The sequence below is a fragment of the Acinetobacter baumannii genome (assembly GCF_009759685.1).
GTDB classification, from domain to species: Bacteria; Pseudomonadota; Gammaproteobacteria; order Pseudomonadales; family Moraxellaceae; genus Acinetobacter; species Acinetobacter baumannii.
On record NZ_CP046654.1, the window covers coordinates 2,246,982 to 2,261,003 of the forward strand.

Genomic DNA, 14,022 nt, shown 5'->3' on the forward strand with positions numbered 1-14,022 from the left:
ATATTTTTATGGTGTAAAAAGTATACGCATAGCCTTTATAGCCACGAAAGCACTATTGTGTATGGTGAGCGTAAAATAAATGAAAGTGCTAGAAAATAAAAACCGACGATTCGAGTGATGAGAGAATCGTCGGTCAAAAACTTCATCAAGGGTTTCGGCTGCTAACAAAACCTAATCCGAAGGAAGAAAGAGTCGTAATGAAAGGTCACCGAAACAATTTTGCGGATGCCGTGCAAAGGAAGTATTCGGTTGCTGCGACCTTGTTACCCTATATAACGTCAAGAGATCAGGATTGGTTGACAGAAAAATGAAAAAAAATCGAAAAAAATTTATAATTATTTTTTGAACCCATAAATTAGGCAAAAATATGACCAAATTACGTTCTTACTTTCTCTGGTTTTTTGCTTTATGCATCGTGCTTACTTTAATTGTCGGTGTGATTGCAGCACTATTACCAGCGAGTGTAGGCGGTATTTTAACAGCCGTTCCATATTTAGGCGCAATGATTTTTGTCTTATTTAGATTTTTAAAGAAAGAACGCCGTGCACCGACAGTACCAGAAAAAAAGAAATTTACGTTAGGTTTTACCCTCATATTTTGGGGCTATAACTTGTGTGGTGTTTTATTTGGTCTGTTTTTATTTTCAAGACAAGACCCTGAGATTTTGCAAAACTTTATGCTTTACCTCAAACAGCCTCAGTTCTTAAGCATTATGGTGATTATGCTTTTAATGTTAGCTATTCCGCTTTATTTAATTACCTACTGGTTTTATGGCAAACAAGCCCAGCGCATGGCAAACAAAATGTTTAATGCGTCATAACTCACCACAAAAACTGATACGATTAGATCGTTATTAAATTTTATAACTATATTAATTAAAAACTGCTGTCCTCGGTTTTGGAGGAAATATGAATAAGAATGTATTAATCACAGGTGCCAGTGGCTTTATTGGAACGCATTTAATTAGGTTCCTGCTACAAAAAAATTATAACGTGATTGCGGTGACACGGCAGGCTGGAAAGAAATCTGACCATCCTGCCTTGCAGTGGGTACAAAAGTTCGAAGATATTTCGACCCGTCAAATTGATTATGTGGTGAATTTGGCCGGTGCAAATATTGGTGAGAAACGCTGGACCGAGTCACGTAAAAAACACCTCATTGAAAGCCGTGTAAATACGACCCAAAAACTGTATGCATGGCTCAAGCAATCTCAAATTTTTCCTGAAGTGATTGTCTCTGGTTCTGCAATTGGTTATTACGGTATAGATAATCAAGAAAAGTGGACAGAGGTGTGCACTGAACAAAGTTCGCCACAGCCCATTTTCATGTCTCAGCTTTGCCAAGAGTGGGAACGCGCAGCGTTAGCAGACTCTCAGCAAAATACTAAAATTATTCGTTTAGGCGTTGTGTTCGGGCAGGGTGGCGGCATCTTGCCTAAAATGTTGCTTTCTATTCGACTCAATTTAGTCGGTCAAATTGGTCACGGACGTCAGCCTGTAGTATGGGTACATATTGAAGACGTATTAAACGCAATTGAGTTTATATTCAAGCATCCTCAATCTGCTCAAATTCACAATGTCGTGGCCCCAGAAAACGTGACCCAAAAGGTATTTGTTGAACAAGCTGCCAAAGTTTTGAATAAGAAACCAATGTTGTCGGCGCCTAGTACAGTTTTTCGCTGTTTGTTAGGAGAGCAGTCGCAATTGATCTTAAATGGGCAATACGTCAAACCCGCTGCCTTACAAGCAGAAGGATTTGAGTTTGCTTATCCTCAATTAAAAATGGCTTTAGAGAATATACTCGCCTCAGGCTAAGATTTTATTTTGCAAACGCTCTGGGGAATATGCTTTGGCATCAACTAATGTTGGTTGTCCTAGCATAAGCTGACGGAGCAATTGCGCAGAACCTGCGCCCATACACAAACCATTTCTAAAGTGCCCAAAGTTTGCCCATAGGTTGTCCATTTCAGGCATTCTACCAATGTATGGAACACCGTTTGGTGAACTTGGTCTGAGACCTGCCCATCGATGTACAATCGGGAAATCGGCCAGTTCAGGCACCATTTCTAAACATGCTTCTAAAATATTGTGCTGTGTAGTTTCATCGGTAGAGGTGTCAAAGCCGCGATGTGCCATGCTAGACCCGCACACAATATGACCGTCCATACGTGGAATCAAATACATGACTCGATTCATACACATGGTCGGTAGCCAGTGAGCAGGGGTTTTAAATAACAGCATCTGACCTTGCACAGGTTCGACTGGAATGTCGAGTTGTAATTGTGAGTTCCAGTAATGGCTCCAAGCGCCCGAAGTTATTACAAAATGGTCTGCTGTATGTTTGCGGCCATCTTCGGTTTGGAGTGCTTGTATGGCATCACCTTGTTGAATCAGTTTTTTAACAGGAGTGTGTTCGAAAAACTCAACATTTGGATGTTGCTTTAAATAGCTAATCAGGGACTGTAATACGCGTGGATTGCGAATATTAGACAGTTCAGGGAAATAAATCGCTTCTTGAAATTGTTCGGAAATGTGCGGATTAACTTGTTCTAAGGCATCTCTTTGTAAATATTCACAGCGCTGCATCGGCTCTTGATGCTGCTCGGCGTAGGAAAGTCCAACGTCAAAATCTTCTTCATCAAAAATCAGCATGCCTGTGTCATGTATTTCAAAATCAATCCCTGTAACAGGGTAGAGCTTTTGGTTCCATGCTTGATAAGAGGCTTTGCCAAATTGAGCGAGTTGGTTCACTGCATGCACATAACGCCACGGGTACATCGGAGAGAGAATACCTCCGCCAGCCCAAGAGGCTGCTTGTCCCGCTTGTTGTTGATCAAAAATGCTGATCGTACAGCCTTGTTCAACCAACTCCAGCGCAGACATTAATCCACTTATGCCCGCGCCAATGATTGCAATATGCATGCAGTGTTATCCTTTCTCTGCGAACTTAGTTCATTTCCTTGAGTTTTTCAGCAGCGGTTTCTGCAAAGTAAGTCCAGATTCCGTCTGCACCAGCGCGGCGGCAGCACATGAGCGATTCTAAAATCACTGAGTCTGATAACCAGCCATTTTGAATTGCGCCAGCTAACATTGCGTATTCGCCACTCACTTGATAAATGAATGTCGGAATACCAAAGGTATCTTTCACCTCACGTACCACATCCAGATATGGCATGCCCGGTTTTACAATCACCATGTCAGCGCCTTCTTGAATATCAAGCGCGATTTCATGTAACGCTTCGGCACGGTTGGCAAAGTCCATCTGGTAGTTATATTTATTACCACCTTTTAGGTTGGATGCAGAGCCAACAGCATCACGGAACGGACCATAGAAGCTAGACGCATATTTTGCAGAGTAGGCCATGATGTTGGTATAGATGTGACCATTGGCTTCTAAAGCCTGACGAATCGCGCCAATACGGCCATCCATCATGTCACTTGGAGCAATCACTTCGGCACCTGCTTCTGCGTGACTTAAGGCTTGTTTAATCAAGCACTCTACAGTCTCGTCATTTAGCACATAGCCTGTTTCATCAATAATGCCGTCTTGACCATGCGTGGTGTATGGGTCGAGGGCACCATCAGTGATTAACACCATTTCTGGTAATTCTTTTTTAAGCAGACGGCAGGTGGTTTGTACTAAACCATCTTCACGCCATGCAGCTTCTGCGGTAAGGCTTTTATCTTCTTGAGGTGTTACAGGGAAAAGAGCCAGTTTGGATACACCTAATTCCAGAAGTCTTTCAGCTTTTTTCAGTAATAAATCTGCCGACAAACGCTGAATGTTTGGCATACTTGGAATATCTTGGGTTTGATTTTGTCCTGGTAATACAAATACTGGATAAATCAAGTGATTGGTAGTGAGCTGTGTTTCGCTGACCATCGCACGCAACTGGTCATTTTTACGGATACGGCGCATGCGAGTAGCTGGAAATGCAGGACGATTGAACGTATAAGTCATAACAATCTCGATGTTCGGTATTACACTAGGATAGGTTGGCGGATATTCCATTACTGTCAACCGACTGCTGTATTGTAGCCCCATAATGCTGGATTTGTACAAAATTATGGGTGTTTATCATGCTTTTAAATTTAGGCAACGTATGAGTGATGAAAAGAAAAATTGGACGGGGAACATACAATTAGGCGCCAAAACTGACCTAAATGTGGTTCTCAACCAATTGTGTAAGGCGTTTAATAGCTGTCCATTTTTTAAGCATAGTGGAATGATTATGCGTGTGGTAGATGGGCACATTGAAGGCTATGTTGAAATGCAACCTGACCTCATTGGCAATTTGGCTTTTCAGGTTTTGCATGGTGGTGTGGCTGCAACTTTGCTCGATAGCATTGGTGGAATTGTGGCAATGGAACATCTCTATCGCCGTTCAACTCCCGAAACCCTGCCTGAAACCATTAAACAGGTTACACGCTTGGCAACTGTCGATATGCGTGTAGATTATTTGGCACCGGGGCGTGGTAAATATTTTATTGCACGTGCCGAAGTCCTACGTTTAGGCCGTAAGGGCTGTACCATGCGCATGACCATGGTCAATGATGAAGATAAAGCCATTGCTGCCGGTATTGCCTCATATGCCTATTAATCTAGGCATTTAAAGCATTTAAAAAGCGCTCAGGGCGCTTTTTTTCATATTAAAAAAGATAAAAATTTTACAAAAACTTTGAGATAAACATTAATTTAATTAGAACGAACGCATTAGTTATATTTTTTTATTCTCATATCATGAGGTTTTAGCGTTAAAATTATCTCCTTTGACAATGCGGTATGTCTTGTTTATAGAAAAATAAAAACTCTATAACAAGGTGTAGTGCGAGATTGATGGCAAAGCCAACTCATCTTTAGGAACATACCATGACTGATGCACAAAGCAATGTACAAGAAACAGTGCCAACAACATCTGCCTCGGATGACAACATGCAAAACAAGCGCAAAAAATTTCTTGGTTTCTTTGCGCTGATTTTATTGATCGCCGCTATTTTATATGCAATCTGGGCATTATTTTTAAATCACTCGGTGAGTACGGATAATGCTTATGTCGGTGCAGAAACCGCGCAAATTACCTCAATGGTTAGCGGACAGGTCGCTCAGGTTTTGGTAAAAGATACTCAAACAGTACACCGCGGTGATGTGCTGGTTCGTATTGATGACCGTGATGCCAAAATCGCGTTGGCACAAGCCGAGGCAGAGCTTGCCAAAGCAAAACGCCAATATAAACAAACTGCGGCAAACAGTAGTTCTTTAAACTCTCAAGTGGTGGTTCGTGCTGACGAAATTAACAGTGCTAAAGCACAGGTTGCTCAAGCACAGGCCGACTATGACAAAGCTGCTTTAGAACTGAACCGTCGTGCACAGCTTGCTGCCTCTGGCGCTGTGTCTAAAGAAGAACTCACCAAAGCACAAAGTGCGGTTGAAACTGCTAAAGCCGGACTAGAGCTTGCTAAAGCTGGCCTTGCACAAGCGACTTCTAGTCGTAAGGCAGCCGAAAGCACCTTAGCTGCAAACGAAGCGTTAATTCAGGGTGTAAGCGAAACCTCGACTCCGGATGTACAAGTTGCACAAGCGCATGTAGAACAAGCTCAGCTTGACTTGGAACGTACCGTGATTCGTGCACCAGTTGATGGTGTGATTACACGCCGTAATATTCAAGTTGGTCAACGCGTTGCACCGGGTACAAGCATGATGATGATTGTGCCGCTTAACGATTTATATGTAGATGCTAACTTCAAAGAAAGTCAGTTGAAAAAAGTCCGCCCAGGTCAGCCAGTCACATTAACATCAGATTTATATGGTGATGATGTTGAATACCACGGCAAAGTGGTGGGCTTCTCTGGTGGTACAGGCTCTGCCTTTGCCTTAATTCCGGCTCAAAACGCAACAGGTAACTGGATTAAAGTGGTTCAACGCTTACCGGTTCGTATTGCACTTGACCCGAAAGAACTTGCTGAACACCCATTACGTGTTGGCTTGTCGATGGAAGCAAAAGTCGACTTATCTGCGAAGTAAACGCTTATGAAAACGCAAACACCTTTTGCCGAGTTAAGCGGTGGCCGTTTACTACTGGCAGCGTTTGTTATTGCCTTGTCGAACTTTATGGTCGTACTTGATACGACCATTGCCAACGTCTCTGTACCGCATATTACCGGTAACCTTGCTGTTTCAAGCACACAAGGGACATGGGTCGTTACTTCATATGCAGTTGCAGAAGCGATTTGTGTACCTTTAACGGGTTGGTTAGCAGGCCGCTTTGGAACGGTGCGGGTCTTTATCTTTGGTTTAATTGGCTTTACGGTCTTTTCTTTCCTATGCGGTTTGGCAACATCGTTAGAAATGTTGGTGTTTTTCCGTATTGGGCAGGGCCTTTGTGGTGGTCCACTTATGCCACTCAGCCAAACCTTGCTTATGCGTATTTTCCCTCAAGAAAAGCATGCGCAGGCAATGGGCCTATGGGCAATGACCACAGTCGTCGGGCCAATTTTAGGACCAATTTTGGGTGGTCTGATTAGTGATAACCTGTCTTGGCACTGGATCTTCTTTATTAACTTACCTGTTGGTATTGTCTGTGTATTAGCAGCAATGCGCTTGTTAAGAGTAGCCGAAACAGAAACTATTTCTTTAAGAATCGACACTGTTGGTTTAGGCCTGTTAATTCTGTGGATTGGTGCGTTACAGCTTATGCTTGACTTGGGGCATGAGCGCGACTGGTTTAACAGCACGAGCATTGTGGTTTTAGCTTTAACTGCCGCCATTGGCTTTGTGGTGTTCCTGATATGGGAACTCACCGACAAACACCCCGTGGTGGATGTCAAAGTCTTTAGGCATAGGGGCTTTGCCATTTCGGTACTGGCCTTGTCGCTCGGCTTTGGCGCATTCTTTGGCAGTATTGTACTGATTCCGCAGTGGCTGCAAATGAACCTTTCTTATACCGCGACGTGGGCCGGCTATTTAACTGCAACCATGGGCTTTGGTAGTTTGACCATGTCACCGATTGTGGCAAAGCTCTCGACCAAACATGACCCGCGTGCACTGGCGAGCTTTGGTCTAATTTTGCTGGGTATTGTGACTTTAATGCGGGCATTCTGGACCACAGATGCCGACTTTATGGCACTGGCTTGGCCACAAATCCTGCAAGGTTTTGCAGTACCGTTCTTCTTTATTCCACTGTCTAACATTGCACTTGGTTCGGTACTCCAGCAAGAAATTGCATCTGCTGCGGGTCTCATGAACTTCTTAAGAACCATGGCAGGGGCGATTGGCGCTTCAATTGCGGTGACCGTGTGGGACGACCACGCCAAAGTTGCCCGTAGTGAAATGGTGTCAAACCTTCATACCACCGAAGTACAAAACACACTTTTGCAAAATGGTTTTACGGCTGACTCGACGCTTGGAATTATTTCAAATCTAGTTGATAAAGAAGCAATTACCATGTCGGCAAACCATGTGTTTTTGCTATTTGCGATTGTGTTTGTCTTTGCAGGACTGGTCATTTGGCTCTGTCCAAAACCCAAACAGGTCAGCGGTATGCCTTCTCACTAAACATCAAAAAGCATCTCTTCGGAGGTGCTTTTTTTAGGCCTACTACAAAATGAGTGAGTTAATAAATAGGAAATTTTGCCTGTATTTAAAGAAATAAAGCATGCCAGAATTGGGCAAATCAGTTATAAAAGAGTGTGATAACAAACAAGGAGACATCACATAGAGCACAAAATAAACACCCTTAATCATTTAATATTATTAAAACTTTATTTTTATCAAAGATTAAAAAACTGAAGACCTGAAAACAAAGAAGCTTGCATGACAATTGCATGGATAGGCAGGCGTATATATTGGAGTTATCACGTGAATAAAAGATATTCATTTTTGTTCAGTAGTTTATTAGCAGTCGGTTTATTACAAGGATGTGGAGATGACTCCTCGTCAGATCAGCCCAAGGATGATTCAAATACAACCCCACCCAATTTAATTGTAGATAATGACCCAACCAGTTGTAGCAAACTGGCACAAGACGGTTCAAGCGTGGTGGTCGGTTCAAACCAAAATGGTGACCCTGCCGCGCCAGAGGGTGCTTCGGGTTATAGACTCGGTAACACGGTTAAATACGCAGATAAATATATGGTGGTGGCAAACACGCCACTTGCGGTAAAAGCAGGTTGTGATGTGTTAAAAGCAGGCGGTAGTGCAGTTGATGCAGCCGTAGCAGTGCAAGCCGTACTTGGTTTGGTCGAGCCACAGTCGAGTACCATTGCCGGTAGTGGTTTTATGATGTATTACGATGCCAAAACCAAACAGGTCACCGCTTATGATGGCCGTGAAACCGCACCAGCAGCAGCCAACGAATTTTATTTAATTCGCCAAAATATATATGACCCAAATTCACCTCCGCCAGTACCAAGTGCGCGCCGTAGTGGTCGCTCGATTGGTGTGCCGGGTGTGATGCGTTTATTGGAACAAGCACAAAAAGAGCATGGCAAACTTAAGTGGAACCAACTTTTTGGTGAAGCGATTGTTTTGGCTGATAACGGTTTTCGCATTCCGGGGCGTTTGGCAGATGCCATTGCAAGTAATGCAAGCAATTTAGCACTCGATGCAAATGCAATGGCGACTTATTTCTACCCAGATGGATCACCACGTAAAGTCGGCGAGACCATGACCAATAAAGCCTATGCCAGAACACTTGAAGCACTCGCTTCACAAGGGGCAAACGCACTGCACACTGGTCCAATTGCGCAAGCCATTGTGGCAAAAGCAGGGCAAACCGTGGGTGATGACCCAGCACGGACTCCAATTACTCCAAGTTTGATGACCTTGCAGGATTTATCGAACTATCAGGTGAAAAAACGCGACCCGATTTGTACGACGTACCGTGACCGTTACTATGTATGTACCATGCCACCTCCATCTTCGGGAGGGATTGCGGTTGCACAGACGTTGGGTATTTTAGAAAACTTTGATATGTCGCTTTACCCACCTAAAAACCCTGAAAATGAAGGCGGTGTGCCCGATGTCATGGGCGTGCATTTAGTGTCTGAAGCAGAGCGTTTGGCCTACGCCGACCGTGATAAATATGTGGCAGATACCGACTTTGTTCGTTTGCCGGCACAGGGTATTCCAAGTTTTATTGATAAAAACTACTTGAAGCAGCGTGCAGCACTGATTAACCCGAACCAAAGTATGGGTGTAGCACCAGCAGGTAATTTCAATACAGCGGCAGGAGTGGATACCACTGTTGAACATGGCACAACTCAGTTCACGATAGTAGATGCCTATGGCAATGTGGTTTCAATGACATCGACTGTTGAATCGAGCATGGGTTCATTCCACATGGTGGATGGTTTCTTGCTGTCAAACCAGTTAACTGACTTTAGCGCAAACCCTTATGACAGCACTGGGGCACCAGTTGCCAACCGTGTAGAAGGCGGCAAACGCCCACGTAGTACTATGGCACCAACTTTAGTATTTAAGGGCACCACGCCAGATGAATTTTATATGGCAACAGGTTCACCAGGCGGCGGTACGATCATTCAATATGTGGTTAAAACTTTGGTGGGAGCGCTGGACTGGAACTTAAATGCACAGCAGGCCACTTCGCTTGTAAACTTTGGCGCGACCAATAGCAAAAACACCAATGTAGATAGCTCGAATGTACAGCTTTCTTTAGTTGACCTAATTGAAGGCTTAAAAGCAAAAGGGCATGGCATATCGAACACTGCGCAAACCAGTGGTATTTCAACGATTATGAAAGTAAATATAAATAATCAAAGTAAATACGCAGGTGGAGTAGACCCACGCCGTGAAGGGATCGTGCTAGGCAATGGTGCTTTATAGAGCAAACTTTAAAAAAGCTGTCATTTTTGGCAGCTTTTTTTATAAGGGGCCTTGAAAAAAACAAAAGGCACTCAATTATGTAAGTATGTTCATCAGTGGCAGACTGTTGATAAAATGCACAGCATTTTATTTTAGTTATGCTATGATGTGCAGACATTCATGGGGATGTTATTGGCTTCGACGCCGGTGATGAAACTCATAGATGCATGCCGAGAGCGCATTTTCTCTCGTAAATAAAATTTGCATTTAAATAGTCGCAAACGACGAAACTTACGCTCTAGCTGCCTAAGGGCCGCTTGTCCGCTTCCTAGAATACTTGTGGTCTGGGAACCCGACTGAAGCGCACGCACACAAGTCCGTATAGAGTCAAGCCTCGGGGCTTTATACCAAACTTAGAGGATCGCACCTTGTACCCTGTTCGTCGGGTCACTTGGTGTTAAAACAATAGACGATATCTAAGCATGTAGTATTCTCGAGCGTAGTGCTGGCGGACGCGGGTTCAACTCCCGCCATCTCCACCAAATACCTAACAAAACATGGCAAAATATGCCAAGTTTTAAAACGAAAAGGCTTGATTCTAAAGGGATTGGGCCTTTTTTCTTGCCTGAACATAACTAAATATAACTAGCCATAGTGTACATGCACCGTGTACACTGCCTTGTACATTGCACATTTTGTTGAACTCGCTGGTGTACAAGCCATGAAAAGAACAGAAATCAAACGTAGACCGTTATCAGATACCGTACTAGCTAACCTTGAACCGGAATCAAAAGAATATCGGGAGCTGGACGGCGAAGGCTTATATTTCCGTGTAAAGCCTGATGGTAAAAAAGCATGGCTATTCAGATATAAAAAAGCAGATGGTAAATGGTCATGGCTGGGTATCGGTACTTATCCTGAATTATCAGGAGCAGGCGCAAGGAAGAAGGCTAGAGAGATAATCAAGGATATATCACAAGGTGATAATCCAATCATTTCCAAGCAAGAACGTAAACGCCAAGAGCTTGAGCAAAATAATGCCACCTTTGAAGTATTGGCCCGTGAATGGCTGGATACCAAAGCAAATACTTGGGTAAAGGACACCATGACCCGAAACAAGGGTGCATTGGAAAAACATATATTTCCCATTTTTGGTAAACGCTTGTACACCAGCATTAAGCCGATTGAATGGATGAATCATTTAAAAGGTATTCAGCAACATCAAGGAATATATGAACAGGTAAACCGAGTTCGGGCCATGTGTCGTGATATATACGATTTTGCAAAGGTGACAGGCCGTATTGATTACAACCCATTAGAGGGGCTGCAAAAGTTCCTACAGCAGGGCGTAAAACAAAATATGTCACATGTGAGTGAACAGGAGTTACCAGCACTATTGAGGGCCATTAATAGCTACCCAACTATGGACGTTCGGATGGGCTTGCAGCTTTTGGCCATGTTGTTCTGTCGACCTACCGAGCTAAGGGAAGCCAAGTGGCAGGAGTTCGACTTGAATCAAGGGATATGGAATATACCAGCCGAGCGCATGAAGAAACGCCGTGAGCATGTAGTGCCTTTACCTAGGCAAGCTATTGCCATACTAAATGAGTTAAAAACTTACGAAACCAATTCTGAGTATTTATTTCCGAGCAGATCAGACAAGAGCAAGCCAAAGTCGGACACAGTTTTTATTATGGCCTTGCGCCGTATGGGGTATGAAGGTAGACAAACACCGCACGGATTTAGGCACATTGCCAGCACCTTGTTAAACAATCGTGGTTTTGATGAACGTCATATTGAAGCAGCACTGGCACACGTAAAGGATGGCGTGGCAGGCGTATATAACAAGGCTCAATATTTAGATGATAGAAAAATCATGCTGCAATGGTATGCGAATCATTTAGAAGAAATTGCAGATCAAAGCATTATTCAGTTTAAAAAGGCTAAATGACAATATATGTCGCACTACTAGCCAATAAATGCACAAATATAGGTAAATATAGATTATATATAGATTGCTAAGTCTAGGTTAGCTCCCGAAAGTTGGACACCCAATCCGATTGACTTAGCATCATTTTGGGGATGCTGTGGGAGGTATACATGACTATAGAATATGATGAATTTGATTATGAACTTAGCCGCTACTTTAGAGAAACGTACAAGTCAGATAGTAGAATAGCAAATGATATTCTTAATCTTGTTGATTTGATAGGTATTCAAGATATACAACTATTTCATGAATGTATGACTAATATTTATGAAAATAAAATAACCCCTCAAGTGGTAAGTATTTTTGAAAAGAATGAAAATGAAATTATAGAAAAAATTAGAGATGCATCTAAGATAAAAATGGAAGATTACGCCTATATTTCCTTATCCGATGCTTATACGACGTATCAAGTATGTTCTTATATTTTTAATAAAGAAACACCGCCAACGAATGAAGATATAGGCTTTGCAATGGATTCGTTTGATAGAATTTATAAAGATATAGGGATAGTTTATTCTCATATAGTAAGTGACCTTAATGTTTTTAACAAAATACAATCGTTAGGCGGAAGAACTAGAGCCAAAAAATATGATACTTATAAAAGTGAAATTTTTAGAGAATGGGAGAAAGGTGCATTTCACAGTTATTCTAGGTGTGCGAGAGATTTTTCTAGCAAATTTGATTTAAACCCAAAAACAATAGAGCTATGGCTATCAAAAAAATATAGCAAATCTTAAAAGTCACCCAAGATGGAAGCACAATTCCCATTGTTCTAGCATAATGGGTATTATGCTAGAACAAATATTTTCAATATAAAAATCAATATCATAATAAGCCCATATTCTTTCATATATGGGCTTTTTTATGACTATTAAACCTATCCGCGTTCAATTTAAAACCGCTTGTGAACTATTGGACATAAGCCGCGAATCATTGCGTCACATTCAGCGTACAGATGAAACTTTCCCGAAAGCAATAAAAATAGGTACTACCAAACAGGCTCCAGTCTATTTCGACTATGCCGAGCTTGTAGAGTGGCATAACAACCAAAAACAAAGCCTTGCAGCTATGGAGGCATAACCATGAACCATCAAACCGTCATCCTAGATTATCTCAAACAAGGCAAGACCCTAAGCCAAGCCGAAGCCATAGAGTTATGCGATTGTTACCGCCTAAGTGCTGTTATTCAGCGTTTACGCCTATTAGGTCATAACATTGTGACCCATCAAGAGCCAAACCTAAACAGCAAAGGCACTCATGCCCGATACGAATTAAAAGAGGTGACAGCATGAACGCCATAACCCATTTCGATTTTAAATCCAGATCTGTTCGTATTGTCCTAGATGATAATCAAGAACCGTGGTTTTGTTTAACCGATGTATGTAAGGCTTTAGACATTTCAAGATCATCTGATTTATTACAGATTCAAAGGGGGGACGTTAAAAACGAAACCCCTAAGCGAAATGGCGCATTAGATTCAAAGGGTGTGGCGGATTACCACACCCCTACAAATGGCGGTATTCAAAAACTCAAATTTATTAATGAGCCGAATTTATATCGCATCATCTTTCGATCTAATAAAACCGAAGCGTTGAATTTCCAAAACTGGGTATTTGCTGAGGTATTGCCGTCAATTAGAAAAACCGGTTCATATTCTGCTAGACAGTCAGCTTATGAAGAATTGAACCGTTTATGTATGCAAGAGAAAGTATCTAAGGATAAAGGTACATTTCATAGTTTAGGTATGCACCGCCGTAAATATGAAAAGCATTTAAACGCCAAGCGTATCCAAACATGCAAAGCAAATTTACAGATTGCTTTTGAGGGGGTACACCATGAATAAGTATGTAAACCCTGAATTTTTCAAAGCCTTTGACCATTACAAAGCAATGCTGGCCCAGTATGGGGAACATCACCCCATCACTGAGCAGGCCCTCATTTTGACAATACACTACACGCCTGAGCATATCAAAGCGGAAATGCACCAAAAGGCAAAAGAGTTAAACCTATTGCCACCGCCAAGCGGTTACACGGATGACGGCGAACCCATGTACCAGTTAGAGGACATTGCCAAACATTTTGGTATCAGTTTTGAAGAAGCTGAACAGCGTTTATTGCAGATGATGGATAACCGCCAGCAAGTCGGATTATCAAATGACGGCGTTTTGATTGATTCAAATATTCATATCAACCGTGTGCAGTGAGGGCCAATA

The 14,022-nt window shown here is 42.5% G+C and carries 14 protein-coding genes and 1 other RNA gene; 13 read left to right on the forward strand and 2 right to left on the reverse strand.

All coding sequences use genetic code 11. The features are described 5' to 3' along the window. Window positions 1-367 precede the first annotated feature (367 nt). Complete coding sequence (locus GO593_RS10695) at window positions 368-820, forward strand: ABZJ_00895 family protein (RefSeq protein ID WP_000164154.1); 453 nt, start codon at window positions 368-370, stop codon at window positions 818-820. 88 nt (window positions 821-908) lie between these two features. After that, complete coding sequence (locus GO593_RS10700) at window positions 909-1,814, forward strand: TIGR01777 family oxidoreductase (RefSeq protein ID WP_001039359.1); 906 nt, start codon at window positions 909-911, stop codon at window positions 1,812-1,814. On the opposite strand, the gene GO593_RS10705 is transcribed toward GO593_RS10700, so the two are convergent. Both GO593_RS10705 and hemB read right to left on the reverse strand, forming a co-directional pair. After that, window positions 1,806-2,921, reverse strand: coding sequence for an NAD(P)/FAD-dependent oxidoreductase (locus tag GO593_RS10705; RefSeq protein WP_000546700.1), 1,116 nt, complete (start codon window positions 2,919-2,921; stop codon window positions 1,806-1,808). The two genes, GO593_RS10700 and GO593_RS10705, sit on opposite strands and share 9 nt — an antisense overlap. Before the next feature lie 25 nt (window positions 2,922-2,946). Then, entirely contained in the window at window positions 2,947-3,960 is a 1,014-nt protein-coding gene (hemB, locus tag GO593_RS10710) for a porphobilinogen synthase (RefSeq protein ID WP_000222569.1), read from the reverse strand. A gap of 142 nt (window positions 3,961-4,102) precedes the next feature. Here hemB and GO593_RS10715 point away from each other — a divergent pair, with 142 nt between their 5' ends. From GO593_RS10715 to GO593_RS10765, 11 genes are all read left to right on the forward strand, one after another. After that, a complete protein-coding gene (locus GO593_RS10715) occupies window positions 4,103-4,600 on the forward strand; it encodes a thioesterase family protein (protein ID WP_002019577.1) in 498 nt (165 codons plus the stop codon). A gap of 269 nt (window positions 4,601-4,869) precedes the next feature. Further along, window positions 4,870-6,021 carry an EmrA/EmrK family multidrug efflux transporter periplasmic adaptor subunit gene (locus GO593_RS10720; protein ID WP_000128703.1) on the forward strand — a complete coding sequence of 384 codons (1,152 nt, stop codon included), beginning with the start codon at window positions 4,870-4,872 and terminating at the stop codon, window positions 6,019-6,021. Between the two features lie 6 nt (window positions 6,022-6,027). Further along, on the forward strand, window positions 6,028-7,551 hold the full coding sequence (locus GO593_RS10725; RefSeq protein ID WP_000857095.1) for a DHA2 family efflux MFS transporter permease subunit: 1,524 nt from the start codon (window positions 6,028-6,030) through the stop codon (window positions 7,549-7,551). A gap of 303 nt (window positions 7,552-7,854) precedes the next feature. Continuing rightward, a complete protein-coding gene (gene ggt / locus GO593_RS10730) occupies window positions 7,855-9,840 on the forward strand; it encodes a gamma-glutamyltransferase (protein WP_001042928.1) in 1,986 nt (661 codons plus the stop codon). Between the two features lie 161 nt (window positions 9,841-10,001). After that, window positions 10,002-10,361, forward strand: a transfer-messenger RNA (tmRNA) gene (gene ssrA / locus GO593_RS10735). A gap of 179 nt (window positions 10,362-10,540) precedes the next feature. Further along, window positions 10,541-11,770, forward strand: a complete 1,230-nt coding sequence (locus GO593_RS10740; protein ID WP_002134292.1) for a tyrosine-type recombinase/integrase — start codon at window positions 10,541-10,543, stop codon at window positions 11,768-11,770. A gap of 149 nt (window positions 11,771-11,919) precedes the next feature. Next, window positions 11,920-12,546, forward strand: coding sequence for a hypothetical protein (locus GO593_RS10745; protein ID WP_000151565.1), 627 nt, complete (start codon window positions 11,920-11,922; stop codon window positions 12,544-12,546). A gap of 127 nt (window positions 12,547-12,673) precedes the next feature. After that, complete coding sequence (locus GO593_RS10750) at window positions 12,674-12,889, forward strand: hypothetical protein (protein ID WP_000153154.1); 216 nt, start codon at window positions 12,674-12,676, stop codon at window positions 12,887-12,889. A 2-nt stretch (window positions 12,890-12,891) separates the two neighbouring features. After that, complete coding sequence (locus GO593_RS10755) at window positions 12,892-13,101, forward strand: helix-turn-helix domain-containing protein (protein ID WP_001016479.1); 210 nt, start codon at window positions 12,892-12,894, stop codon at window positions 13,099-13,101. Then, complete coding sequence (locus GO593_RS10760) at window positions 13,098-13,652, forward strand: BRO-N domain-containing protein (protein ID WP_000991775.1); 555 nt, start codon at window positions 13,098-13,100, stop codon at window positions 13,650-13,652. Before GO593_RS10755 ends, GO593_RS10760 begins: the two co-directional genes overlap by 4 nt. Then, window positions 13,645-14,013: a hypothetical protein gene (locus GO593_RS10765; RefSeq protein WP_001046480.1), complete on the forward strand. Its 369-nt coding sequence runs from the start codon at window positions 13,645-13,647 to the stop codon at window positions 14,011-14,013. Before GO593_RS10760 ends, GO593_RS10765 begins: the two co-directional genes overlap by 8 nt. The last annotated feature ends 9 nt before the right edge of the window (window positions 14,014-14,022 follow it).